The sequence below is a fragment of the Pseudomonas sp. AL03 genome, from assembly GCF_029960815.1.
In the GTDB taxonomy this organism is placed as follows: domain Bacteria; phylum Pseudomonadota; class Gammaproteobacteria; order Pseudomonadales; family Pseudomonadaceae; genus Aquipseudomonas.
The window spans coordinates 1-26,010 of sequence record NZ_JASBRE010000020.1; the positions used below are offsets into that span (position 1 = coordinate 1).

Annotated in this window: 16 protein-coding genes and 1 pseudogene; 7 read left to right on the forward strand and 10 right to left on the reverse strand. The window is 59.4% G+C overall.

What is annotated here, in order from left to right; translation table 11 throughout:
• The 4 genes and pseudogenes from QK293_RS19025 to putP form a co-directional block, all read right to left on the reverse strand.
• Positions 1-1,204: pseudogene (locus QK293_RS19025) on the reverse strand (type IV secretion protein Rhs); the annotation flags it as partial.
• Positions 1,204-1,941: a DUF4123 domain-containing protein gene (locus tag QK293_RS19030; protein WP_282379964.1), complete on the reverse strand. Its 738-nt coding sequence runs from the start codon at positions 1,939-1,941 to the stop codon at positions 1,204-1,206. The pseudogene QK293_RS19025 and the gene QK293_RS19030, both read right to left, overlap by 1 nt.
• Complete coding sequence (locus QK293_RS19035) at positions 1,931-3,949, reverse strand: type VI secretion system tip protein VgrG (protein ID WP_282379801.1); 2,019 nt, start codon at positions 3,947-3,949, stop codon at positions 1,931-1,933. Before QK293_RS19035 ends, QK293_RS19030 begins: the two co-directional genes overlap by 11 nt.
• Before the next feature lie 239 nt (positions 3,950-4,188).
• A complete protein-coding gene (gene putP / locus QK293_RS19040) occupies positions 4,189-5,673 on the reverse strand; it encodes a sodium/proline symporter PutP (protein ID WP_282379803.1) in 1,485 nt (494 codons plus the stop codon).
• Between the two features lie 462 nt (positions 5,674-6,135).
• On the opposite strand from putP, the gene putA reads away from it, so the two are divergent.
• Together putA and QK293_RS19050 are read left to right on the forward strand one after the other, a co-directional pair.
• The gene (gene putA, locus QK293_RS19045) at positions 6,136-10,086 is read left to right on the forward strand and encodes a trifunctional transcriptional regulator/proline dehydrogenase/L-glutamate gamma-semialdehyde dehydrogenase (RefSeq protein ID WP_282379805.1); all 3,951 of its coding nucleotides are present in this window, start codon (positions 6,136-6,138) and stop codon (positions 10,084-10,086) included.
• Between the two features lie 226 nt (positions 10,087-10,312).
• Complete coding sequence (locus tag QK293_RS19050) at positions 10,313-12,115, forward strand: acyl-CoA dehydrogenase (RefSeq protein WP_282379807.1); 1,803 nt, start codon at positions 10,313-10,315, stop codon at positions 12,113-12,115.
• A 127-nt stretch (positions 12,116-12,242) separates the two neighbouring features.
• On the opposite strand, the gene QK293_RS19055 is transcribed toward QK293_RS19050, so the two are convergent.
• The 3 genes from QK293_RS19055 to QK293_RS19065 form a co-directional block, all read right to left on the reverse strand.
• The gene (locus QK293_RS19055) at positions 12,243-14,180 is read right to left on the reverse strand and encodes a methyl-accepting chemotaxis protein (protein ID WP_282379809.1); all 1,938 of its coding nucleotides are present in this window, start codon (positions 14,178-14,180) and stop codon (positions 12,243-12,245) included.
• A 100-nt stretch (positions 14,181-14,280) separates the two neighbouring features.
• The gene (locus QK293_RS19060) at positions 14,281-14,583 is read right to left on the reverse strand and encodes a cell division protein ZapA (RefSeq protein ID WP_282379811.1); all 303 of its coding nucleotides are present in this window, start codon (positions 14,581-14,583) and stop codon (positions 14,281-14,283) included.
• Entirely contained in the window at positions 14,580-14,810 is a 231-nt protein-coding gene (locus QK293_RS19065) for a hypothetical protein (RefSeq protein WP_282379813.1), read from the reverse strand. Before QK293_RS19065 ends, QK293_RS19060 begins: the two co-directional genes overlap by 4 nt.
• Before the next feature lie 275 nt (positions 14,811-15,085).
• Between QK293_RS19065 and QK293_RS19070 the strand changes: the two genes are divergently transcribed.
• From QK293_RS19070 to selO, 4 genes are all read left to right on the forward strand, one after another.
• Entirely contained in the window at positions 15,086-16,711 is a 1,626-nt protein-coding gene (locus tag QK293_RS19070) for a methyl-accepting chemotaxis protein (RefSeq protein ID WP_282379815.1), read from the forward strand.
• A 246-nt stretch (positions 16,712-16,957) separates the two neighbouring features.
• Entirely contained in the window at positions 16,958-18,700 is a 1,743-nt protein-coding gene (locus QK293_RS19075; protein WP_282379817.1) for a potassium/proton antiporter, read from the forward strand.
• Positions 18,701-18,734: 34 nt separating this feature from the next.
• Complete coding sequence (mscK, locus tag QK293_RS19080; protein ID WP_282379819.1) at positions 18,735-22,085, forward strand: mechanosensitive channel MscK; 3,351 nt, start codon at positions 18,735-18,737, stop codon at positions 22,083-22,085.
• A gap of 48 nt (positions 22,086-22,133) precedes the next feature.
• The gene (selO, locus tag QK293_RS19085; protein WP_282379821.1) at positions 22,134-23,597 is read left to right on the forward strand and encodes a protein adenylyltransferase SelO; all 1,464 of its coding nucleotides are present in this window, start codon (positions 22,134-22,136) and stop codon (positions 23,595-23,597) included.
• A 6-nt stretch (positions 23,598-23,603) separates the two neighbouring features.
• On the opposite strand, the gene QK293_RS19090 is transcribed toward selO, so the two are convergent.
• Complete coding sequence (locus QK293_RS19090; protein WP_282379823.1) at positions 23,604-24,005, reverse strand: transcriptional regulator; 402 nt, start codon at positions 24,003-24,005, stop codon at positions 23,604-23,606.
• Positions 24,002-24,298 carry a type II toxin-antitoxin system HigB family toxin gene (locus QK293_RS19095; protein WP_282379825.1) on the reverse strand — a complete coding sequence of 99 codons (297 nt, stop codon included), beginning with the start codon at positions 24,296-24,298 and terminating at the stop codon, positions 24,002-24,004. Before QK293_RS19095 ends, QK293_RS19090 begins: the two co-directional genes overlap by 4 nt.
• 195 nt (positions 24,299-24,493) lie before the next feature.
• Between QK293_RS19095 and trxC the strand changes: the two genes are divergently transcribed.
• The gene (trxC, locus tag QK293_RS19100) at positions 24,494-24,928 is read left to right on the forward strand and encodes a thioredoxin TrxC (protein WP_282379827.1); all 435 of its coding nucleotides are present in this window, start codon (positions 24,494-24,496) and stop codon (positions 24,926-24,928) included.
• Between the two features lie 7 nt (positions 24,929-24,935).
• On the opposite strand, the gene QK293_RS19105 is transcribed toward trxC, so the two are convergent.
• The gene (locus tag QK293_RS19105) at positions 24,936-25,706 is read right to left on the reverse strand and encodes a ParA family protein (RefSeq protein ID WP_282379829.1); all 771 of its coding nucleotides are present in this window, start codon (positions 25,704-25,706) and stop codon (positions 24,936-24,938) included.
• Positions 25,707-26,010 lie beyond the last annotated feature (304 nt).

Below are 26,010 nucleotides of genomic sequence, written 5' to 3' on the forward strand. Positions count from 1 at the left end.
TGTGAGTGGCGGTTTTATCGGCGGAATCGGCGCTGTCGCCGTTGGGGTTTTTCGCTTGGTCCGGGACGTTGTCGTGGTGTTCGTTTTGCTTGAGCGTGGTGTTGCGCTTGGCGTCCCAACGTAGTTGCATCCGACCTTGTTTCAGGCCCGCAGCCACACCGCGCGCGGCGACCGATTTGTATTGGTCGACGTACTTCATGAAGGTGTTGAGGATATTGAAAACAGCCTCGACGAAGCGCGTAGCCAGACCGGCGAGCACCATTCCGTACTTGATTCCACGAAGCTTCAAATAGGCTACGGCAGCGGGCATGCCGACACCCGTGAGAGCCAGCGCCGAAGCAATCAGAATGTCGATCAGTACCGAGACAATGGCATGGCTGGCGGCCTCTGCTGTGGTACCCGCAATTTCGCTAGACGGTAACGCCGAAAACCAAAGAGTCGCGGCACGAAACAGCAGGCAAAGCGCCGCTTCATCGCTGGCCAGCAACATGGCTTTTTCCATCGCGGCGGGTGATTGCTCCGCCAGATCGATAAGTTGCTGCGCACTGCTGCCGAGCCGTTCAAGGTGGGCGCCAGGATTTTTAAGGATTTCAAAGACGAGGTTCAGGCCATCCCAAACACCCATGACTGCTGCCCAACTTCCCGCCAGCATTCCGTTCCCAGCGGCCGCAAAAGTCGACTGCGACCATTGCGGTTTAAAGCCTTCCCATTCTTTGCGCAGCCACCCTTCCAACTCTTTGGTCAGGCCATCGTAGGAAGAGAAAAGATCATCAACTTGCTGCGGTGTGACTTCGTTGTGGACGTGAATGCGGTAGAACTTGCCCTCGTCCCCCTTGAACGTCCCTTTGCCATTTTCATCAAGCGTGACAGGCGTTGTTTTACCGCCGTCGATAGCAATCACATCAACCTGGATACTCCCAACGGGAACGTCATAAACCGATTCGAACTTGCTCTCGATTTCCAGCATCCCACCCTTCGGGCACTGCACGACGGTGGAGAGAAAATCGTCATCGCCACTGCTCACAGTGGTGCTGGTATTGCCGAACCGAATGATCCGCTCCATCCCCATTAGCGAAGGCAAATCAGTCGCGTGACTGGCCTTGTCTGCCGCCCGGCTCAACCAATGCTTAAGCTGTTCACGGTAGAGGGAAAGGGTGTTCGGGAAACTGTCGAGCTCCTGCTCGATACGCTCGATCTGATCCATCAGTTCAGCTCCGCCATCAGGTAGTCCAGCAAGGCGGTTTTGGGTGCTTGAGGCAGGTCCGGTGTCTCAAGAAAGATCGCGACCTTGTGCCGCAATACGCTTATCGAAAACCCTTCATAAAGATCAGGGCGTTCCTCGCTCAACCACTTCACCAAGTTGTTGATGCGGGTTGTTGCGGACTCCGCAGCGAGGTGTTTAAGCAGCGATTCAGAAACTTCCCACCAAGGAAAAACTCTTGCGGTTTTCAACGCACTGCCACCCATGGCGAGCGGCTGGCCATTGATCAAACAGCGGTCGATCACAGGCATTAACTGCGTGGCGTTAACTTCGGGAGACTTAAGGATCGACAGCAAATAACGCCCATCCCAAAAGCGGAAAAACACCGCGTTGCCGTTGGGCAAAAGGACTTGGGTAAGGCTGCGCAAATGCTCGACCAGCACTTCTTGAGAGGCCGAAGAAACCGCCAGCCAACCCCAATCGCTTGATTCGGTCGTGGCGACCCACTCCAGAAACTCACTGCAAGCGGCGACGATTCCGACATAGGGCATCACCGGTTCCCACTCGGCGTAAGCGCTGTCGGCCCAAATCGGGCTGGGTGCTTGAGCGATGCTCGAACGCTGCCAAGCTTTAAACGGTTCAGCGGAGCTCGCGTTGCTGAAAATGGCGAAGAGTTGCTCAGAAGATTTGAGGGGTTGGCTTACCAGCCAGTCGTGGGGCGACAAGCGATCAGGCTGCACAGACACCCTCCTTGCAACGCTCACATTCCTCACAGAACGGCGCATCACTTTTCAGGCTTAGAATCTGTGCAGCACTCAGCAGCGCCGCCGGAGCGGCAACGAGATTCAACAGCGTATCCGGCGAGGCTGGCGCAGCAGTCATGGCCGGCATCAACGCACCACCGACCTGAATCGGCACGCTGCTGAAAATCCCACCGGGACCAATGTTGATCCACTGCCCACCCGCCTGAATCGTCGCGCTGGCCCCGCCGTCGATCACCACTTGCTGGCCGGCGCTGACATGGAATTGCTGACTGGCATTCAGCGCCTGGCTGGTCACGCGAATGTGCCGGTCACCGACCACCACCAGGTGATCATCCAGCTTCACTTCGGTCTGGCGCTGGCCATGGGTGATGCGTTGCTCGTCGGCCTTCAGCTCATGGCGAGCGGTGCCGGTGACGACGATGCTGCGCTGGTTATCGACCTGCACCTGTTGATCGTTCAACACGTGTTGAGTCCAGTTTCGCTGGGCGCGCAGGTAGATTTCCTCGGCGCCTTTGCGATCCTCGATGCGCAATTCGTTGTAACCGCCGCCACCGGGACTACTTTGGCTGCGAAAAATGCTGCGGGTCTTGTCGGCGGGCAAGTCGAGCGGCACCGGTGTCGCCGCGTTTGGCAGGCAACCCATCACCAGCGGTTTATCCGCATCGGCGTCGATGAACCCGACCAGCACTTCCATGCCGACTCGCGGGATCAGCACGCTGCCGTAACGGTCGTGCGCCCAGCCGGTGGCCACGCGCAGCCAGCAACTGGAGTGTTCATTGAGCTGACCGTCACGGTCCCAGGCGAGCTGAACCTTGACCCGGCCGAACTCGTCGCAATGGATTTCGCTGTCGGTCGGACCGGTGACCACGGCAGGTTGATAGCCGAGCATGCGTGGCTTTTCCGGCCCGAGCGGCGGACGAAACGAAACGTCCCACGGGATTGCCAGAAAGGTATTGCGATAGCCCTGGAAATCTTCCGGGCTGTCGCTGGTGACCGACTCTTCCAGCACTTGCGGCTGGCGTCCACGGTGCTCAATTTCGGTGATCAACCACAGATCATTCCACGACTGACGCGGGTGCTCGGCGAGATGTAGGAAGTGCCCGCAGACCAACGCAGATTCGTCGCCCCGACCTTCGGCCTGACGGAAGTCGGCGTTGTGGCGTTCGAGTGCTCGTTGAGCCAGATGTTTGCCGTGTTCGCGATCAGTGAACTGGCCAGGAAAGTGATAATCCTCCAGCACCGGTCGCTGTTCGCTGTCGAGGCGGCTTTCAAGTTGCAGGCGCGGTTTGCGGAAGTCGTAATCGCGACGGGTTACCGCTGTCGTCCGGGTTTCCAGCCGCACGTTGAAACGCTTGACGGCTGGCGCATCCGCCGCCATTCCGCTGCCCGGCAGGTATAACGTCGGCTCGGACAGACGAGGGAAAACCGTCTGGTCATCACCAAACACCAGCAGGTGCCCGTCGAGGCTGTGCTGAAAGTGGTAGTGAATGCCGATCTCGGCACACAGCCGCTGGATGAACCCCAGATCGCTCTCGGCGTATTGCACACAGTACTCGCGCGCTGGGTAGTCGCTGCCGAGCCGAAACTCGAAGGCATCGCGCTGGATGCCATGGTCCTTGAGGATTTGCGCGACGATCGTCGGCACGCTTTTGTGCTGAAAGATCCGCTGATTGATGCGCTGGCCCAGGTACGCCAGTCGCGGTACGAGACTGATTTGGTAACCCGTGAGGCGTTGTCCGGAATCGCTTTGGCCGACCCGAAAAATCTGACCATGAATGCCGGAACCTTGAGCATCAAAACTCAGAAATGCCTGACGATGCAGCAAGCTTTCGAGTTCGATGTCCGGCCGTTCGCTGACCAGTTCCAGGTCAAAACGGTAGGGCTGGCTGATGGCTTCCTTGCCCGTGAACTCAAGCACTTTGAGCTCATTCTGGACGCCGTCGAGGGTCAACGTGAAACGCGGTTGATTGGCAGGAGCGAACATCCGATGTGTCTCTGCAGATTGAAGGCGGGCGATTCTGCATGAGCGGATAGGGGTGTTGAGGGAGGGACAGGAAAATCAGATTTGCCCTACTTTTTTAGGGAATCGTCCTTCAAAAATCGGAACAGTGACCTACAGACATACCCGTCAGATTGGTCGCACAGACAAAAAAAGGCCCGCGTCCATGAGGAAGCGGGCCTTTTTCATGTTCGGCGAAAGGTCAGAGCATCAGCTCATCCCCATCACTTGTTCAGGCGGAAATCTGCCTCGGCAGCAGCGAAGCGCTGAAGCATGCCTTTGGTAGGCTCGCCCATTTTACTGACGATGTAGATCGCCAGGCTGGCGAAGATGAAACCAGGGATGATTTCGTACAGACCCAGCAGTTCGAAGTGTTTCCAGACGATCACGGTGATCGCACCGACCAGGATGCCGGCCAATGCGCCGTTACGGGTCATGTCTTTCCAGATCACGGAGATCAGGACAACCGGACCGAACGCAGCACCGAAACCAGCCCAGGCGTAGCTGACCAGGCCCAGTACGCGGTTTTCCGGGTTAGCGGCCATCGCGATGGCGATCAGGGCAACCAGCAGCACCATGGCACGACCGACCCAAACCAGCTCCAGTTGGGACGCCGATTTACGCAGGAAGGTCTTGTAGAAGTCTTCGGTCAGGGCGCTCGAGCACACCAGAAGCTGGCAGCTCAGGGTACTCATTACCGCCGCCAGAATGGCCGACAGCAGTACACCGGCGATCCATGGGTTGAACAGGATTTTGGCCAGTTCGATGAACACGCGCTCTGGGTTTTCGGTCACAGGACCGGCCAGCTCCGGGTGCGCCGAAAAGTAAGCGATACCGAAGAAGCCTACAGCGACGGTGCCGCCCAGGCACAGGATCATCCAAGTCATGGAGATACGACGAGCGTTAGCGATCGACTTGACCGAATCCGCCGCCATGAAACGCGCGAGGATGTGCGGCTGGCCGAAGTAGCCCAGGCCCCAGCCCATCAGCGAAATCACGCCGATGAAAGTGGTGTTTTTCAGCATGTCGAAGTTGCTTGGATCTTGTGCTTCGATGGCCAGGAACGTGGTGTCGACGCCGCCAGTGGCCAGCAGCACAATGATCGGCGTCAGCAACAGAGCGAAGATCATCAGCGTGGCTTGTACGGTGTCAGTCCAGCTCACTGCCAGGAAACCACCGACGAAGGTGTAGGCAATCGTCGCTGCAGCACCGGCCCACAGCGCCGTCTCGTAGGACATGCCGAAGGTGCTTTCAAACAGACGGGCGCCGGCCACGATGCCGGAGGCGCAGTAGATGGTGAAGAACACCAGAATCACGACCGCAGAGATGATCCGCAGCAGGCCGCTTTTGTCTTCGAAACGGCTGGAGAAGTAATCCGGCAGGGTCAACGCATCACCGTTGTGCTCGGTCTGCACCCGCAGACGGCCGGCGACGAATAGCCAGTTCAGGTAAGCACCGACGATCAGGCCGATGGCGATCCAGCTTTCGGAGAGACCGGACATGTAGATGGCGCCCGGCAGGCCCATCAACAACCAGCCGCTCATGTCGGAGGCGCCGGCGGACAATGCAGTCACGACGCTGCCCAGGCTACGACCGCCCAGAATGTAGTCAGAAAGGTTATTGGTGGAGCGATAGGCCATGAAGCCGATCAGCACCATTGCTGCGATGTAGATCACGAAAGTGATCAGGGTTGGATTGCTAACGCTCATTAAGTTACGCCCTGGCTTTGTTTTTATGTAGCGGCGGCTGGTGAACCGCACGCAAACGACGACGTTTGACAGACGATTTCGGGTCCCGCGCATTTATGACTGATGTTTCCCCAGGAAAGCCATCAGCCGGGGCACCTGTCTTTTTTGACTGGTTGCACCTTGGGCGCGAATGCTATTCAACAAAGCAAATAAGGTGCAACCAGTTTCGTGAGAATAAGTTGCACCTAGTCGGATTTATCTGAAAAAGTCCTGTTTTTGCTCCCTTTTAGCGCAGTCCACGCGATTTACTAGAAGCAAAAGCACCAAGCAGGAGCGGTACGTTCGTACCGGAATTTAATTCCTGACGAACTGCTTATTATTCCGACAAAAAAAGGGTTGCACCCGGTTGCACCTCGAGAGTTGCGCAGCTAATCTTGCCGCCAGCTGATGCCACGCGGTCGTGGCAAACATGAGGATAAAAATATGGCTACCACCACCCTTGGGGTCAAACTTGACGACCCGACCCGCGAGCGCCTCAAGGCCGCCGCGACCTCGATTGATCGCACGCCGCACTGGCTGATCAAGCAGGCAATTTTCAATTACCTGGAAAAACTCGAGGGTGGTGCAACCCTGACCGAGCTGAGCGGTTTGACCAAGGATTCCGACGACGTCGTCGATGCGCCTCTGGATCACGCCCACCAATGCTTCCTCGAATTCGCCGAAAGCATCCTGCCGCAATCGGTGCTGCGCGCTTCGATCACGGCTGCTTACCGTCGCCCTGAGCCGGAAGTGGTGCCGATGCTTATCGAACAGGCGCGTCTGCCTGCTGCGATGGCCGAAGCCACTAACAAACTCGCCTCTTCGATTGCCGAAAAACTGCGCAATCAGAAAAGCGCCGGCGGCCGTGCCGGGATTGTTCAGGGCCTGTTGCAGGAATTTTCCCTGTCGTCCCAGGAAGGCGTGGCGTTGATGTGCCTGGCCGAAGCGCTGCTGCGCATCCCGGACAAAGGCACGCGTGACGCGCTGATCCGCGACAAGATCAGCACCGGCAACTGGCACCCGCACTTGGGCAACAGCCCGTCGCTGTTCGTCAACGCCGCTACGTGGGGCTTGCTGCTGACCGGCAAACTGGTCGCCACCCACAACGAAGCCGGCCTGACTTCATCGCTGAGCCGCATCATTGGCAAGAGCGGCGAACCGATGATCCGCAAGGGCGTCGACATGGCGATGCGCCTGATGGGCGAGCAGTTCGTCACCGGTGAAACCATCGCCGAAGCCCTGGCCAACGCCAGCAAGTTCGAAGCCAAAGGCTTCCGCTATTCCTACGACATGCTGGGTGAAGCCGCACTCACCGAGCACGATGCCCAGAAGTACCTGGCCTCGTACGAACAAGCCATCCACTCGATCGGCAAAGCGTCTCACGGCCGCGGGATTTATGAAGGCCCGGGCATTTCCATCAAGCTTTCGGCCCTGCACCCGCGCTACAGCCGTGCCCAGTACGAACGTGTGATGGACGAGTTGTACCCGCGCCTGCTGTCGCTGACCCTGCTGGCCAAGCAATACGATATCGGCCTGAACATCGACGCCGAAGAAGCCGACCGTCTCGAGCTGTCGCTGGATCTGCTGGAGCGTCTGTGCTTCGAGCCGCAACTGACCGGCTGGAACGGCATCGGTTTCGTGATCCAGGCTTATCAAAAGCGTTGCCCGTACGTGATCGATTACGTAATCGACCTGGCGCGTCGCAGCCGTCATCGCCTGATGATTCGCCTGGTGAAAGGCGCGTACTGGGACAGCGAGATCAAGCGCGCCCAGGTCGAAGGCCTGGAAGGCTATCCGGTCTACACCCGCAAGGTGTACACCGACGTTTCCTACATCGCCTGCGCCCGCAAACTGTTGTCGGTACCGGAAGTCATCTACCCGCAGTTCGCCACGCACAACGCCCACACCCTGTCGGCCATTTACCACATCGCCGGTCAGAACTATTACCCCGGCCAGTACGAGTTCCAGTGCCTGCACGGCATGGGCGAACCGCTGTACGAACAGGTTGTAGGCAAAGTTTCCGAAGGCAAGTTGAACCGTCCGTGCCGCGTGTACGCACCGGTCGGCACTCACGAAACATTGCTGGCGTACCTGGTGCGTCGCCTGCTGGAAAACGGCGCGAACACCTCGTTCGTCAACCAGATCGCCGATCAGTCCATCTCGATTCAGGCGCTGGTGGCCGATCCAGTGGCCAGCATCGAGCAGATGGCGACGCTGGAAGGCGGCTTCGGCCTACCGCACCCGCGTATCCCGCTGCCGCGTGATCTTTATGGTGCCGAGCGCGCCAACTCCAGCGGCATCGACATGGCCAACGAACATCGTCTGGCTTCCCTGTCCTGCGCCCTGCTGGCGACCGCTCATAACCACTGGAAAGCTGCGCCGATGCTCGGTTGCGCGTCCAGCACTGAAACGCCGGCGCCGGTGCTGAACCCGTCCGATCTGCGTGATGTGGTCGGCCATGTGCAGGAAGCCACCGTCGAAGACGTCGACAATGCGATCCAGTGCGCCTTGAGCGCCGCGCCGATCTGGCAGGCCACTCCGCCCGCCGAACGCGCCGCGATTCTGGAACGTGCCGCCGATTTGATGGAGGGCGAGATCCAGCCGCTGATGGGCCTGTTGGCTCGCGAAGCCGGCAAGACCTTCGCCAACGCCATCGCCGAAGTGCGTGAAGCCGTGGACTTCCTGCGTTATTACGCAGTGCAGGCTCGCAACGATTTCACCAACGACGCCCACCGCCCACTGGGTCCGGTGGTCTGCATCAGCCCGTGGAACTTCCCGCTGGCGATTTTCAGTGGTCAAGTCGCTGCCGCACTGGCCGCCGGTAACCCGGTATTGGCCAAGCCTGCGGAACAAACCCCGCTGGTCGCCGCTCAGGCCGTGCGCTTGCTGCTTGAAGCCGGGATTCCGGAAGGTGTGCTGCAACTGCTGCCGGGTCGCGGCGAAACCGTCGGTGCCCGTCTGGTTGGTGACGATCGGGTCAAAGGTGTGATGTTCACAGGCTCCACCGAAGTCGCTCGCTTGCTGCAACGCAACGTCGCCGGTCGCCTGGATGCTCAAGGTCGCCCGATTCCGCTGATCGCCGAAACCGGTGGCCAAAACGCGATGATCGTCGACTCCTCGGCACTCACCGAACAAGTGGTGATCGATGTTGTGTCCTCGGCGTTCGACAGCGCCGGTCAACGTTGCTCGGCGCTGCGCGTCTTGTGCTTGCAGGAAGACTCCGCTGACCGTGTCATCGAAATGCTCAAAGGCGCCATGGCTGAATGCCGTCTCGGCAATCCTGAGCGCCTGTCCGTGGACATCGGCCCGGTGATCGACGCCGAAGCCAAGGCGGGCATCGAGAAGCACATCCAGGCCATGCGCGACAAAGGTCGCAGCGTGTACCAGGTGGCAATCGCCAATACCGAAGAAGTCAAACGCGGCACCTTCGTGATGCCGACGTTGATCGAGCTGGAAAGCTTCGATGAGCTGCAACGGGAGATCTTCGGCCCGGTGCTGCACGTGGTTCGCTACAAGCGCAAAGACATCGATCAGCTGATTGGCCAGATCAACGCTTCCGGTTACGGCCTGACGCTCGGCGTGCACACGCGCATCGACGAGACCATCGCCAAGGTGATCGACAACGTCAACGCCGGTAACGTCTACGTAAACCGCAACATTGTGGGTGCCGTGGTCGGCGTGCAGCCGTTCGGCGGCGAAGGTTTGTCGGGCACGGGGCCGAAGGCGGGTGGTCCGCTGTACCTGTACCGTCTGTTGTCGACGCGCCCTACCGGTGCGATCGAACAGTCCTTCGCTCGCGGTGATGCTATCGCGGCCCCGGATGTTCGTCTGCGTGATGCCATGAGCAAGCCGCTGAAGGCTCTGCAAGCCTGGGCTGACAGCAACAAGTTTGCCGACCTAAGCGCCCTGTGCGTGCAGTTCGCGGCGCAATCGCAAAGCGGGATCACCCGTGTTCTGGCGGGCCCGACCGGCGAGCGCAACAGCTACGCCATCCTGCCGCGCGAACACGTGCTGTGCCTGGCGGAAGTCGAAGGCGATCTGCTGACGCAACTGGCGGCGGTATTGGCCGTCGGCGGTTCGGCGGTATGGCCGGAAGCTGAATTGACCAAGGCGTTGTTCGCACGTCTGCCGAAGGAAGTTCAGGCAAGGATCAAGCTGGTTTCCGACTGGAGTAAGGACGAAGTGCTGTTTGATGCGGCTCTGCATCACGGCCATTCCGATCAGCTGCGTGCGGTCTGCCAGCAGGTGGCCAAGCGTGCCGGTGCAATTGTCGGGGTTCATGGTTTGTCGCAAGGCGAGACCAACATTGCGTTGGAGCGTCTGGTGATCGAGCGGGCATTGAGTGTTAACACTGCTGCTGCGGGTGGTAATGCCAGCCTGATGACTATTGGCTAAACCCTCCTCGTGATCGTTCCCACGCTCTGCGTGGGAATGCCTCCTGTGACGCTCTGCGTCACGCCGTTTGGGGACGCGGAGCGTCCCGGGCTGCATTCCCACGCGGAGCGTGGGAACGATCATGTCCTACCCTCGTTTTGCCCCTCCATCACGCTCATCAATCATCCTGTTCACCCCGCCCTTCCCACGCCTAGACTCGGTCCATTCCAAAAAAAGGTAGGCCGACATGTCCGAGACGCTGCTCAGTTCCCGCAATCTGGCTTTCGAGCTGTATGAAGTCCTCGATGCCGAGGGCCTGACTCAGCGCGAGCGTTTCGCCGAGCACAACCGCGAGACTTTCGACGCCGCCATCGGCACCGCCCGCAACATCGCCGAGAAGTTCTTCGCCCCGCACAACCGCAAGGGTGACGAGAACGAGCCGCGCTATGAAGACGGCCAGGCGATTCTGATTCCGGAGGTGAAACCGGCGGTGGATGCCTTCCTTGAAGCCGGTTTCCTCAACGCCGCGCGCAGTTTCGACGCCGGCGGCATGCAACTTCCTACGCTGTTGTCCCAAGCCTGCTTCGCGCACTTTCAGTCGGCCAACGCGGCGTCGACCTCTTATCCGTTCCTGACCATGGGCGCGGCGAACCTGATCGAAAGCTTCGGCACCGAGGAGCAGAAACAGCGCTTCCTGCAACCGATGATCGACGGTCGCTTCTTCGGCACCATGGCCCTGACCGAGCCGCATGCTGGATCGTCGCTGTCGGATATTCGTACCCGCGCCGAGCCTGCGTCTGACGGCACCTATCGCTTGAAGGGCAACAAGATCTTCATCTCCGGCGGCGATCACCCGTTGTCGGAAAACATCGTGCACATGGTGCTGGCGAAATTGCCGGACGCACCGGCCGGGGTAAAAGGTATTTCGCTGTTCATCGCGCCCAAGTTTTTGGTCAACGATGACGGCAGTCTCGGCAAGCGCAACGACGTGCTGCTGGCCGGCTTGTTTCACAAAATGGGCTGGCGCGGCACCACCTCCACTGCACTGAATTTCGGCGATAACGGCGAGTGTGTCGGCTACCTTGTGGGCAAGCCGCACCATGGCCTGAGCTACATGTTCCAGATGATGAACGAAGCGCGGATCGGCGTCGGCATGGGCGCGGTGATGCTCGGTTACGCCGGCTATCTGTATTCCCTGGAGTACGCCCGCGAGCGTCCGCAGGGTCGCGTGCCGGACAGCAAAGACCCGAACACTGCACCGGTGGCGATCATTCAGCACGCCGACGTCAAACGCATGTTGCTGACTCAGAAAGCCTACGTCGAAGGCTCGTTCGACCTCGGGCTGTACGCGGCACGGCTGTTCGATGACACCACGACCCTTGAGACTGAAGCCGAGCGTAAACAGGCCCATGAGCTGCTGGATTTGCTGACACCGATCGTCAAGTCCTGGCCGTCGGAGTTTTGCCTGAAGGCCAACGAACTGGCGATCCAGATTCTTGGCGGTCACGGTTACACCCGCGAATACCCGGTTGAGCAGTACTACCGCGACAACCGTTTGAACCCGATTCATGAAGGCACGCACGGTATTCAGTCGCTGGACCTGTTGGGCCGCAAACTGGCGCAGAACGGTGGCGCAGGGCTCAAGCAACTGATTCGACTGATCGCCGACACTGCTGAGCGAGCGCAGGCGCATGAGTCGTTGACCGCGCTGCGTGAACCGCTGGAGAAACTGGTGGCACGCCTGCAAACAGTGACGATTGGTTTGCTGACGGATTTGGGGCAAGGCAAGGTCAACAGCAGCCTGGCGAACTCGGCGCTGTACCTGAAGGTGTTCGGGCACACGGTGATTGGCTGGCGCTGGCTGGAACAGGCGATTCGCGCCGAAGAAGGGTTGGCCAAAGGGAATGCGGCGGATGCGAGCTTCTATAAGGGCAAGCTGCAGGCGGCGCGGTATTTCCTGACGTGGGAAGTGCCGGGTTGCCACCATGAGCTGGCGATTCTTGAGGCTCGGGATGATGTGTGCCTGGGGATGCAGGATGAGTGGTTCTGATCCCTCACACTGATCGTTCCCACGCTCTGCGTGGGAATGCCTCAGGGGACGCTCCGCGTTCCAATGGGACGCGGAGCGTCCCGGGTTGCATTCCCACGCAGAGCGTGGGAACGATCAGTCACAAGTATCAGCTCAGTTTGAAACCACCCATCTGCCGCGCCAGATCATCCGCCAACCGCTGCAACGTCTGGCAATCCTCACGACAAGCCCTGACCTCCCCAGCCGTTGCCCGAGCCAAATCGGAAATCCCCTGCACGTTGCGGTTGATCTCTTCGGTCACCGCCGACTGCTCTTCCGTCGCGGTCGCTACTTGATGGTTCATGTCGCTGATCCGCTCGACCTGCCCGGTGATCGCCGTCAACGACGCCCCGGTGCGCTGGCTCGACTCAACCCCAGTGCCCGTCGCCGCCTGCCCCGAATGCATCGACGAGACCGCATTCTCCGCGCCTTGCTTGAGGCTGCCGATCATCTGCTGAATCTCATCAGTCGACGACTGAGTCCGCCGCGCCAACGTGCGCACCTCATCCGCCACCACGGCAAACCCACGGCCCATGTCCCCGGCTCGCGCCGCTTCAATGGCCGCGTTAAGCGCCAGCAAATTGGTCTGCTCGGAAATCCCGCGAATCACCGCCAACACCTGATCAATGGACGCCACTTGATGGGCCAGCTCACCCACCGCACTCGCGGCGAGGCCGATTTCGGCAGACATGCTTTCAATATGCCGGATCGATCCGCCCACCACTTCCCGCGCCTGCATCGCCTCATCACGGGCGTTTTGCGAAGCCATCGCGGCGTTACCGGCGTTTTGGGCGATTTCCTGCACCGTCAGGCCCATTTCGTGGACGGCGGTGGCGACCATGTCGGTCATTTCCTGCTGACGGCCGGAGCGTTCGGCGGTGTTGTCCACCACCCGCGCCACTTGGCCGACTGCCGTGCGCAAACGCTCGCTGGTGGTCAGCACTTCGCCAATCATGTCGCGCTGACTTTCCAGGAACCGATTGAAGCCACGCGCCAGGTCACCCAGCTCATCGGCGCGACTGGAATCTAACCTGTGGGTCAAATCTCCCCCACCGCTACCGATGGCTACAAGCGCCGCTGTTACCTGACGAATCGGGCGCACCAATCCGCGGGCCAGCAACACCACCAGCAACAGGCACACCAGCGCCACCGCCAGGCCGATGGCGCTGCTGGTCCACATGGCGCGGCGGGCTTCGGCGTAGATTTGCGACTGCGGCACTTCGGCCACCAGGGTCCAGCCCAAGTCCCTCAGCGGCAGGCTCAGCGCCAGATAATCTTCGCCGTCGCGGACAAAGCTACTGTTGGTGGCAACTTTTTGACCCATCACCGCTTGTGCGGCAGTTGCACCAATTTGCTCGGCCAACGTGCGTTTGCCGCTGAATTGCGCCTCGGGATGAACCTGGATCAAACCGTCGGAACGCACGAGATAGACCTTGCCGCGCTCACCGAAGTTGAAGTTGTGGATCAACTCCGACAGCTCTTTCATGCTCAGGCCAAGCCCGGCAACGCCCACGACTTTGCCGGCCTGCTCGACTTTGAGGTCGATGAACAGCGCCAATTCTCCGGTCGCGGTGTCATTGTCGATATTGAGGGTTCGCGGCTGATTGCTGTCGAGAAACGAGTAGAACCAGGCGTCTTTGGGGTTGGAGCGGCTGAGGGTCCGGTCCAGACCTTTTTCAGTGAAGTAATTGCTTGAGGGAGTGCCGACGATCAGCGCGGTAAAGGCCTTGTGCTCGGCGCGGATGCCTTCCAGATACCGCACGAACGTGGCGGTCTGGGCGCTGTTTTCGCCCCCGGCCAACCAGTCGCGCACCATGCTATTGCTGGCGATGTCCTTGGCGGCGGTGAGGGGTTGAACGAGGATTCGCTCGATGTCGTTGCGCATCGCTTCGATGCTCGACGGCAGCGCTTGTTCGACCAGATAGCGCTGGGCGAGACGGTTGACCACGAGGGTATAAACGCCAACCACGATCAGAATGCTGACCAGCAGGGCGGTGCCCATACTCAGGATCAACTGCCATTGAATACTGCGTCGCCAGAACTGCATGGAGCACCCCCAAAGAATAAGAGGCTGAAACACTGCAACAGCCGTGCCGATTGTATACAATGCAAACGACAATTTATTCCTTGGTTGTGCGCAAAGCCGATCAGGCCTGATTGATCGTCTTGGAGATCACTTCAACCGTGGCGCTGACTTGCTCTTGGTAACGGTCGAGTTCCTGCTTGTGCCGTTTCTGCATTTCGATCTGCTGGGAGCACAGATTCATCGCCGCCAGCACCAGCAAGCGGTCACCGATCAGCGTCGGGTACTTCTTTTTGGTGTCGGCCAGGGCAGCCTTCAGCATTAATGCGGCGTCCAGCAGGGTTTGCTCTTCCCCGGCCGGCGCCTTGATCGAATAGTCCTCCCCCAGGATCGAGACGACTTTTACCCCTGCGGCGCCGTGACTCATGCGCTGACTGGGCCGGCGCTGACGCGCTCAACCAGGGCCTGGATGCGTGCCGCAGTGGCACCTTGCTTCTCTTCCTGCTCCATCAGACTCAGCTGCAGGCTTTCGTTTTCATCCTTGGCCTGGGCCAATTCTGCGCTCAGGGTTTGGTGGGTGCCGAGCAGGGTCTGGTTCTGTTGCACCAGGTCGCTGACCAGCTGTTCCAATTGGCTTAGGGATGCTTCCAACATTTTGATTTTCCAAGCATTTTCAAGGGGCGCGTACGATAAAGAAAAGTCACCATGGATGCCAGGGTTATCCAGGCGCAAGGCCTTGATTTTGCTGGCGGGCGACCTTCCTCGCGAACTTTAAAGACTGTGATTGGCGGATCTGGTTCCTGCACTTCGTCGCCCGGGCGGTTGTGCGACAAATACGCGCAGAGGCTCAAGACTTTAGTCGTATGACCGATAAGTCACCCATACGTCAGTCTCAGCGCCGCACGGATGCGCTTTTTTCGGTAAACACCATGTCCCTTCGCAATATGAATATCGCACCGCGGGCGTTCCTCGGCTTCACCCTGATTGGCGCCATGCTGCTGATCCTGGGGGTGTTCGCCCTGAACCAGATGAGCAAGATTCGCGGCGCCGCCGAGGAGATTACCTCGAACAGCGTACCGAGCATCAAAAGCCTCGACGAGTTCACTCAACTGACCCTGCGCTTGCGCGTCTTGTCTTATCGCCTATTAGTGAACCGCGAGCCAGAAGTCCAGCAAAAAACCCTGGACCTGCTGGAAACACGTAATCAGCAGATCCGAGTGGCTCAGACGGTCTACGAAAAACTGATCGCCAGCCCACAGGAGCGTGCGGCCTATGATCAGTACGTGCAACTGCTGGGGCAGTACCGCCAGATCGAAGACCGCATGAAGAGCCTGTCGCGCAACAATCAAGTGGATGAACTGCGCACCCTGCTCAACACTGATTTGCTGACCAATTCCGAAGCAGTCAACACCGTGCTCAACCGTTTGCTGGAGATCAACACTCAGCAGACCGTCGACACCAATCAGCAAGCTGCCGACCAGTACGCCTCAGCATTCAATCTTGTGGTCACGCTGCTGGTGATCGCTACCGGCCTGACCCTGCTTTTCGCCTGGTTGCTGACCAACAGCATCACCAAGCCGATCGCCAATGCCCTGAGCGCCGCCGAAGAAATTGCCGAAGGCAACCTGACTCGCCCGATCACTGTCGACGGTGAGGACGAAGCCGGTCGTTTGCTGCTGGCCATGTCGAAGATGCAGGACAAGCTGCGCGACACCCTGCAACGGATTTCCGGCTCTGCCACGCAACTGGCGTCCGCCGCTGAAGAACTCAACAGTGTCACTGACGAAAGCGCCCGTGGCCTGACCCAGCAGAACAACGAAATTGAACAGGCCGCCACCGCCGTCAATGAAATGACCAGCGCCGTGGAAGAAGTCGCGCGCAATGCCGTCAGCACGTCCGAAGCCTCGAAGAACGCCACCACCTCTGCCGGTGATGGCCGTGACCTGGTGCAGGAAACCGTCAGCGCCATCGAACGCATGAGCGCCGATGTGCAGAGCACCGCGACCCTGATCGGCGACCTGGCCAATGAGTCCCGTGACATTGGCAAAGTGCTGGACGTGATTCGCGGCCTGGCTGACCAGACCAACCTGCTGGCGTTGAACGCGGCCATCGAAGCAGCCCGTGCCGGTGAAGCCGGTCGTGGTTTCGCCGTGGTAGCTGACGAAGTTCGTGCCCTGGCCCATCGTACTCAGCAGTCGACCAGCGAAATCGAACGCATGATCGGCAGCATCCAGAGCGGCACCGAGCACGCGGTGGATTCGATGCGCAACAGCACCGAGCGCGCCGAGTCGACGCTGAACATTGCCCGTGGTGCTGGCATGTCGCTGGACACTATTAACAGTGCGATCGTCGAAATCAACGAACGCAACCTGGTGATCGCCAGCGCCGCCGAAGAGCAGGCGCAGGTGGCCCGCGAAGTGGACCGCAATCTGGTGAACATTCGTGATCTGTCGGTGCAGTCGGCAACCGGGGCGAATCAGACGAGTGCTGCCAGCAATGAGTTGTCGCGGTTGGCGTTGGATCTGAACAATATGGTTGGGCGGTTTAGCCTCTAACCCGTAACTGATCGTTCCCACGCTCCCGCGTGGGAATGCAGCCCGGGACGCTCTGCGTCCCAGAAGCCGAACGCGGAGCGTCCGTTGAAGCATTCCCACGCAGAGCGTGGGAACGATCACCCTCCCTGTGCCTCCCGCTGCTGCAAAACCTTTTTGACAGCATCACATTTCAACAGGTTAGAATCGCTGGCACGCAGACTGCATGGTCAGTTTGTGCCCGCCTTTCAGCTTCCTGGAGTACTGCCTTTGAATGCGACGACCATCAACAGCCTGTTCTTGATCGGCGCGTTGCTGGTAGGTGCGAGCATTCTGGTGAGCTCACTTTCATCGCGCCTCGGTATCCCGATTCTGGTGATCATCCTCGCGGTGGGCATGTCGGCCGGTGTCGACGGTGCCGGCATTGTTTTTGATAACTACCCAACGGCTTATCTGGTCGGCAACCTCGCCCTGGCAGTCATCCTGCTCGACGGCGGCTTGCGCACCCGGGTTACCAGCTTCCGCGTGGCGTTATGGCCGGCGCTGTCGCTCGCGACGGTCGGGGTGTTGATTACCACCGGGCTGACCGGCATGGCAGCCGCCTGGCTGTTCAACCTGAACCTGATTCAGGGCCTGCTGATCGGCGCGATCGTCGGCTCCACCGACGCCGCGGCGGTGTTCTCGCTGCTCGGCGGCAAAGGCTTGAACGAACGGGTCACCGCCACCCTCGAGATCGAGTCCGGCAGCAACGACCCGATGGCGGTGTTCCTCACCGTAACCCTGATCGACATGCTCGCCAGCGGCCAGACCGGTCTGCACTGGAGTCTGCTCGGGCACTTTATTCGTGAATTCGGTATCGGTGCCGTCATCGGCCTGGGTGGCGGCTGGGTCATGCTGCAACTGGTCAACCGTATCCACTTGGCCACCGGCCTTTATCCGATTTTGGTCATTGCCGGCGGATTGGTCGTGTTTGCCCTGACCAACGCCTTGCACGGCAGCGGCTTTTTGGCGGTGTACCTGTGCGGCCTGGTTATCGGCAACCGCCCGGTGCGCAGCCGCCACGGCATTTTGCACATGCTCGATGGCATGGCCTGGCTGGCGCAAATCGGCATGTTCCTGGTGCTGGGGTTGCTGGTGACGCCCCATGACTTGTTGCCGATTGCCCTGCCCGCTCTGGGTCTGGCGCTGTGGATGATTCTGTTTGCCCGGCCGTTGTCGGTGATGGTCGGTCTGCTGCCGTTCAAGGCGTTCCATGGGCGCGAGAAAACGTTCATTTCCTGGGTCGGGTTACGCGGCGCGGTCCCGATCATTCTGGCGGTGTTCCCGCTGATGGCCGGCCTGCCCAACGCCCAGCTCTACTTCAACCTCGCGTTCTTTATCGTGTTGGTGTCGCTGCTGGTGCAGGGCACGAGCCTGCCATGGGTGGCGAAGCTTTTGAAAGTGACCGTTCCGCCGGAGCCTGCGCCGATCTCCCGCGCCGCCCTGGAAGTGCACGTCACCAGTGAGTGGGAGCTGTTCGTTTATCGCCTCGGCGCCGAGAAATGGTGCATCGGCTCGCCCCTTCGCGAACTGAAAATGCCCGAAGGTACTCGCATTGCAGCCCTGTTTCGTGGCCAGCAACTGCTCCATCCGTCGGGTAGTACGGTGCTCGAAGTCGATGATTTGCTGTGTGTAATCGGCCATGAACACAACCTTCCGGCCCTCGGAAAACTCTTCAGTCAGGCACCGCAACGAGGCCTCGATTTGCGCTTCTTCGGCGACTTCGTGCTCGAAGGAGACGCCCAGCTGGCCGCGGTTGCTGCGTTGTACGGATTGAAAGTGGAAGGCATCGATCCGGACATGTCCCTGGGCCATTTCATTGCCCAGAAAGTGGGCGGCGCACCCGTGGTCGGCGACCAGGTGGAGTGGAACAACACCATTTGGACCGTCGCGGTCATGGAGGGGAACAAGATCGGTAAAGTGGGCGTCAGATTCCCCGAAGGAAGTCGCCCCGGTCCGGGCTTGTTCCTCTAAACTCCATTCTTCGTCTCGCTTTCGATCGGTCTCTATGTCAACCCTGCGCACCTTTTTCATCATCGCCCTGCTGGGCTTGAGTCTTTCTGTCGGTACATTGCAAGCGGCCGAACCTCCGTCCAGCGAAGCCGTGCAGGCGAACCTGAACAAGATCGCCGACCGCAAACTGCCGGAAGCCGATCAGAAAGCCCTGCAAACCATCCTGCAAAACACGCTGACACAACTCAACAACCAGCGTGATTACGAGCAGAAGCTGGCCGATCTCAAACGGCAACTGGCCAGCGCCCCGAAGCAGAACATCGAGAACCAGCGAGAACTGACCAAGCTCAAAGCCACCAACGTGTTGCCGGTGCCGCAACGCTATGCCAAAGAGCCTATTCAGCAACTGGAGCAGATGCTCACTGAGCGCTCCACCCAGCAAAGCGATCTGCAGAAGGCCCTGGCCGACGCCAACAGCCTGGTCACTACCGCCCAAACCCGCCCCGAGCGCGCCCAAGCCGAAATTTCTACCAGCCAGACGCGCATCCAGCAGATCAACAACATCCTCAAGGCCGGCAAGGACAACGGCAAGACCGTGACCCCCGAGCAACGCGACCTGCTCAACGCCGAGCTCGCGGCGCTGAATGCCCTGATCCCGTTGCGGCGCCAGGAACTGGCCGGCAACAACCAACTGCAGGACCTGGGCAACAGCCAGCATGACTTGCTCTCGGAAAAATCCGATCGCCTGGATAAGGAAATCCAGGCGCTACAAACCTTGATCAACCAGAAGCGTCTGGCGCAGTCCCAAGAGACCGTGACGCAGCAGTCCATCGAAGCGCAGAAGTCTGGCGGCAGCACGCTGCTGGCCACCGAAAGCGCGGCTAATCTGAAGCTCTCGGACTACCTGCTCAAAAGCACTGACCGCCTCAACGAAGTCACTCAGCAGAACCTGCAGACCAAGCAGCAGCTGGACAACGTGACCCAAAGCGATTCGGCGCTGGACGAGCAAATCAACGTGCTCAAGGGCAGCCTGCTGCTCTCCAAGATTCTCTACAAACAGAAACAGGCCCTGCCACTCCTCAAGCTCGACCGCGACCTGGCCGACCAGATCGCCGACATTCGCCTCTATCAATTCGAAGTCAGCCAGCAACGGGAACTGCTCAGCAACCCGGCCACTTACGTCGACAATCTGCTGGCTACCCAGCCGCCGGAGCAGGTCACCCCGCCGCTGCGCAAAAGCCTGCTGGAACTGGCCACGACCCGCGCCGATCTGCTGGAGCGCCTGAACCGCGAACTGAGCGCGGTGCTCAACGAATCCATCACGTTGCAACTCAATCAGAAACAATTACTCAGCACTGCCCAAAGCCTGCGGGCGACCCTCGATGAGCAAATGTTCTGGATTCCCAGCAACAAGCCGCTGGACCTGGAATGGATGCGCGCCGTGCCGGAACGCTTGGAGCGTCAGGTCACCACCCTGCCCTGGGCCTCGAGCCTGAGCGAATTGAGTGACGGGCTGACCCAGCGGCCGTTGTTGTTCCTGCCGCTGGCGTTGCTGATCGGTGCCCTGTTGTGGCGGCGCAAGAACCTCTATGCCCGACTGAACAAGGTTCACCAGGACATCGGTCACTTCAAGCGCGACAGCCAGTGGCACACGCCGCAGGCGATTCTGATCAACATTTTGCTGGCGATGCCGGTGTCTCTGGGCCTGGCCTTGTGTGGCCTGGCCTTGCAAATCGACGCCCGCGGACAGAACGCGAACATGGGCGCGGCGTTGCTGCAAATGGCTCAGGCCTGGCTGGTGTTCTACACCGCTTACCGGATCCTCGCGCCAGGCGGCGTGGCCGAACTGCATTTCCGCTGGGAAAAACCCCAGGTCGAATTCCTTCAAGGTTGGGTCCGCCGGCTCGGGCTGGTGGTGATGGCCCTCGTCGCGGTGGTGGCGGTTGCCGAACTGCAACCCGCGACCCTGGCCGATGACGTGCTCGGCATGCCGGTGGTGTTGACCTGCTACGCCTTGATGGCCTGGCTGCTCAGCCGCTTGCTGATCAGCAGCCCGACTCACCAGAACGCTTCGCTGTTCCGCAAGGCCGTGGGGATCATGTTCACCGTCCTGCCGGTCGCGTTATTCGTGGCGGTGTGCTTCGGCTATTACTACACCGCGCTGAAGCTCAGCGACCGGTTGATCAACACCCTGTACCTGCTGATGTTCTGGCTGGTGATCGAAGCCACTTTCGTCCGAGGCCTTAGCGTGGCGGCACGGCGTCTGGCCTACCAGCGCGCCCTGGCCAAACGCCAGGCCGCGAAAGAGGCCGGCGACGGCGAAGCGGTGATCGAAGAGCCGACGCTGGATATCGAGAAGGTTAACGAACAGTCCCTGCGCCTGATCCGTCTGGCGCTGCTCGGCGGCTTCATCGCGGCGCTGTATTGGGCCTGGTCCGACTTGATCTCGGTGTTCTCGTACCTGGACAACGTCACCCTCTACGAATACACCAGCGGCACCGGCGCCAACATGAGCATGGTGCCGATCAGCATTGGCGACATGCTCGGCGCGCTGATCATCATCGGCATCACCTTCGCCCTCGCCCGCAACTTGCCGGGCCTGCTGGAAGTGTTGGTGTTGTCAAAGCTGAACCTGGCTCAGGGCAGTGCGTACGCCACCACCACGTTGCTGTCTTACGTGATCGCTGGCGTCGGTTTTGTCTCGACCCTGTCGACGCTTGGCGTGAGCTGGGACAAGTTGCAATGGCTGGTGGCGGCGCTATCGGTAGGTCTCGGTTTCGGGATGCAGGAAATTTTCGCGAACTTCATCTCCGGGATCATGATCCTGTTCGAACGCCCGGTGCGGATCGGCGACACGATCACCATCGGCAACCTGTCGGGCACGGTGAGCAAGATCCGTATCCGCGCCACGACCATCACCGACTTCGACCGCAAGGACATCATTGTCCCGAACAAGACGTTCATCACCGGGCAACTGATCAACTGGTCCCTGACCGACACCATCACCCGAGTGACCCTCAAACTCGGCGTCGATTACGGCTCGGACCTGGACCTGGTCAAGGAATTGCTGCTCAAGGCTGCCCGTGAAAACCCGCGTGTGCTGAAGGATCCCGAGCCTCACGTGTACTTCCTGAACTTCGGCGAAAGCACCCTCGATCATGAACTGCGCATGCATGTGCGCGACCTCGGCGACCGTAACCCGGTGCTCGATGAAGTCAACCGCTTCATCAACCGCGAGTTCAAGAAGCAGCACATCAACATCTCGTTCCGGCAGATGGAGGTTTATCTCAAGAACCTTCACGGCCAGGAATACAAAATGGTACCCATCGAGCCTGAAGCCAAAACCATCGTGCCGCTGGTTGACGGCAAATCACCGCTAGAGCCACCACCGGCCAAGCTCGACTAAGCGGCTTATCCCTAGCAGAATGCTCGGACATTCTGCTGGAGATGGCCCTTGAAAGCCCTCGACGAACTGACCTTCGATAATCGTTTCGCCCGCCTGGGCGATACGTTTTCCGCCCACGTGCTGCCCGAACCCATCGACAACCCGCGTCTGGTGGTGGCAAGCCCCGCCGCCATGGCGCTGCTCGACCTCGACCCTGCCGTGGCCGAAACCCCGGAGTTCGCCGAACTGTTCAGCGGCCATAAGCTCTGGGCCGACGCGGTCCCGAGGGCGATGGTCTATTCCGGTCATCAGTTTGGTTCCTACAACCCGCAGTTGGGCGATGGTCGCGGTCTGCTGCTGGGCGAGGTCTACAACGAGGCCGGCGAGCATTGGGACCTGCACCTCAAGGGTGCCGGCCAGACACCCTTTTCGCGCATGGGTGATGGGCGGGCGGTCCTGCGATCCTCGATCCGCGAGTTCCTCGCCTCCGAAGCGCTGAATGCCCTGAACATCCCGACCACCCGCGCGCTGTGCGTGATCGGCTCCGACACGCCGGTCTGGCGCGAGAAACAGGAGCGCGCGGCCATGGTCCTGCGCCTGGCGCCGAGCCATGTGCGTTTCGGGCATTTCGAGTATTTCTACTACACTAAACGTCCCGAGAAGCAGAAAGAGCTCGGCGAGCACGTGCTGGCCATGCATTTCCCGGAATGCCTGGAACAGCCTGAACCGTACCTGGCGATGTTCCGTGAAATCGTTGAGCGCAACGCTGAACTGATCGCCAAATGGCAGGCCTATGGGTTCTGCCATGGGGTGATGAACACCGACAACATGTCGATCCTCGGCATTACCTTCGACTACGGCCCGTTCGCCTTCCTCGATGATTTCGACGCTAACTTCATCTGCAACCACTCCGATGACCAGGGTCGTTACTCCTTCAGCAACCAGGTGCCGATCGGCCAGTGGAACCTCAGCGCCCTGGCCCAGGCCCTGACGCCCTTTATCAGCGTCGAAGCCCTGCGCGAAACCCTCGGCCTGTATTTGCCGCTGTACCAGGCCCATTACCTGGACCTGATGCGCCGCCGCCTCGGCTTCACCACGGCCGAAGACGATGACCAAAAACTGCTGGAACAGCTGCTGCAACTGATGCAGAACAGCGGCGTCGACTACAGCCTGTTCTTCCGCCGCTTGGGCGATGAGTCACCTGAACTGGCCGTCGCCCGTTTGCGTGATGACTTCGTCGACATCAAGGGATTCGATGCCTGGGGTGAGCGCTACATCGCCCGGGTTGCTCGTGACGGCGAGGTTGATCAGACACAGCGCCGCAAACGGATGCACGCCGTCAATCCGCTGTACATCCTGCGTAACTACCTGGCGCAGAAAGCCATCGATGCGGCGCAGAGTGGCGACTATTCCGAGGTACGTCGGCTGCACGCAGTGCTGAGCAATCCGTTCGAGGAGCAACCAGGGATGGAGAGCTATGCCGAACGGCCGCCGGAGTGGGGCAAGCATCTGGAGATCAGTTGTTCGTCGTGAGGCTGGTCAGATAAAGGTCTCCACTGACACACCGAAGCGCTCGGCCAACCAGCGGATCTGCCGCAGGTTGAGTTGACGCTTTCCGCTCAGAATCTCGGAGACAACAGACTGGGCGCCGACACCGGGCAAGTCGCTTTGGCTCAGACCGTGCTCGCGCATCAAGTAGCCGAGGACGTCGACACCGCTGGGCTTCGGCATTGGGTGATGCTTGTGATCCCATTCCTCGATCCAGTCACCGATGATATCCACAAGACTCATCAGCGGATGGGACTCGTCATCACCGGTCATCTCGAGCAACTCGTCCAGCGCCCGCGCCAACATGTCATAGTCGTCTTCATTTTTTGGTTTGCGCAGCACAGGCGAGACAAACTCCCAATGCTCGGCAGCTCTTTTGATCAGAACACTCATGCTCTTTCCTCCTTCCATTTTCCGCGATCATATTCGCGGTGATCCAGCACATGCTTGATATAAAGCTTTTGCGATCGATACCTGACAAAAGCGATCAGCCGCAATTTATTGCCACCGATATCGAAAACGTGATGCTCACCCACCTTGTCGACAGCAGGAAAGATGGCTCTCATCGCCGCAAAATCCGATGGCTTACTTCCTTTGGCCAATTGATACCAATAATCCAATGCGGTGGCTGTATTTGGCCATTTGGTCTTGGCTTCACGTATTCGTTTTTCGGAAATGACATGCATGCAACATCCTTATCGCATTCTGCTATGGGTAGTTAATCACAGACCAAAAATATCGCAAGTTGCGATAGTAGTGCGCAGACCAACGGTCTCGCCCAGCACGACTCAGCCTAGTTTTATCGCCTGACGCTGCACGATTGAAATATGAGCAAACGTCTCCAAATAGGAGTGATCGGCTTCTTTAACAGGACCATCCGCATGACTGACCCACTCCTCATCCCCTGCCCCCACTGCAACGGCCTCAACCGCATCCCCGCCGAGCGCCTCAACGACCACCCAAAATGCGGCCGCTGCAAGGCCGAGGTCTTGCTGAACAAACCGTTCGAGTTGAAGCAAAGCGATTACGCCAGCCAGATCAAAGGCGATCTACCGTTGCTGGTGGACGTTTGGGCGAATTGGTGTGGGCCGTGCAAGTCGTTTGCGCCAGTGTTTGAGCAGGCGGCGGTGCAATTGGCGGGCAAGTGTCGGCTGGCCAAGCTGGACAGCGAGGCGAACCAGCAGCTCTCGACGCAGCTAGGGATCCGTTCGATCCCGAGTCTGATTCTGTTCAAGGACGGCCGGGAAGTCGCACGCCAGAGCGGGGCCTTCCCGTTGCCGCAGTTGATGAGCTGGTTGCGTAGCCAAGGGATCTGACGAACAGTCAGGTGTTTTCCAGCAGGTTGTGCAGATCGACGAATTGCTGCGTCAGTTTATGACGCGGATCGAGGTGGATCAGCGGCGTGTTGGCCTGGTGGGATTCACGCATGCGCACCGAACTACCCAGGTACACCGGCAACACCGGCAGGCCTTCGGCGATCAGTTCGTCGAGGATTTGCTGGGGCAGACTGGCGCGAGCCTGGAACTGGTTAACGACAATCCCTTCGACTTCCAGCCCTTCGTTGTGGTCCTCCTTCAATTCTTCGATCTCTGCCAACAGGCCGTACAGCGCCTGACGCGAGAAGCTGTCGCAATCGAAGGGGATCAGCACACGATCAGCGGCAATCAAGGCTGAAACGGCATAGAAATTCAGCGCTGGCGGAGTATCGAGGTAGATCCGGTCGTAATCGCCGTCCAGTTCCTCAAGCAATTTGCGCAGCTTGTTGATCTTGTGTTTGGCCTCAAGCTTGGGCTGCAAGTCAGCCAGTTCGGCGGTAGCGGTGATGACGTGGAGGTTGTCGAACGGGGTTTCGTAGATATCGACCTGGTTTTTCTTCGAGAACGGTCCGGAAGACAGGGTTTGTTTGAAAAAGTCCGCAATGCCCATCGGAATATCATAACCGGTGAGCCCTGTCAGGTACTGAGTGGAGTTGGCCTGAGCATCGAGATCCACCAATAGGGTGCGATAGCCCTCGCTCGCGCTAACCGCCGCCAGATTGCAGGCAATGCTGGATTTGCCTACGCCACCTTTCTGATTGAACACCACGCGCCGCATGTCAAAACCTCCGTGTATCAAAGAATGACCGAGTGTAGTAGTCCACGGCGCTGCTTAGCTACCTCGCCGGCATCGGGACTACACAGTCAGGTGTGATCTCACGCGGAAAAAACCATGAACTCATGCATTCCTTGCTGGCAAAGCCGACAAACAGGCCGGCCCCTGTGTGGATAATGGCCAAATGACAGCCGCGCACGAACTAGCCAGTACATTTCATTGAGCAAAATGTAACCATCATTTGCTACACGCTCGCCGCAACGGGATAATGCGCGCCACTCGGCGCCAAGCGCCACGAAAGGTAGTT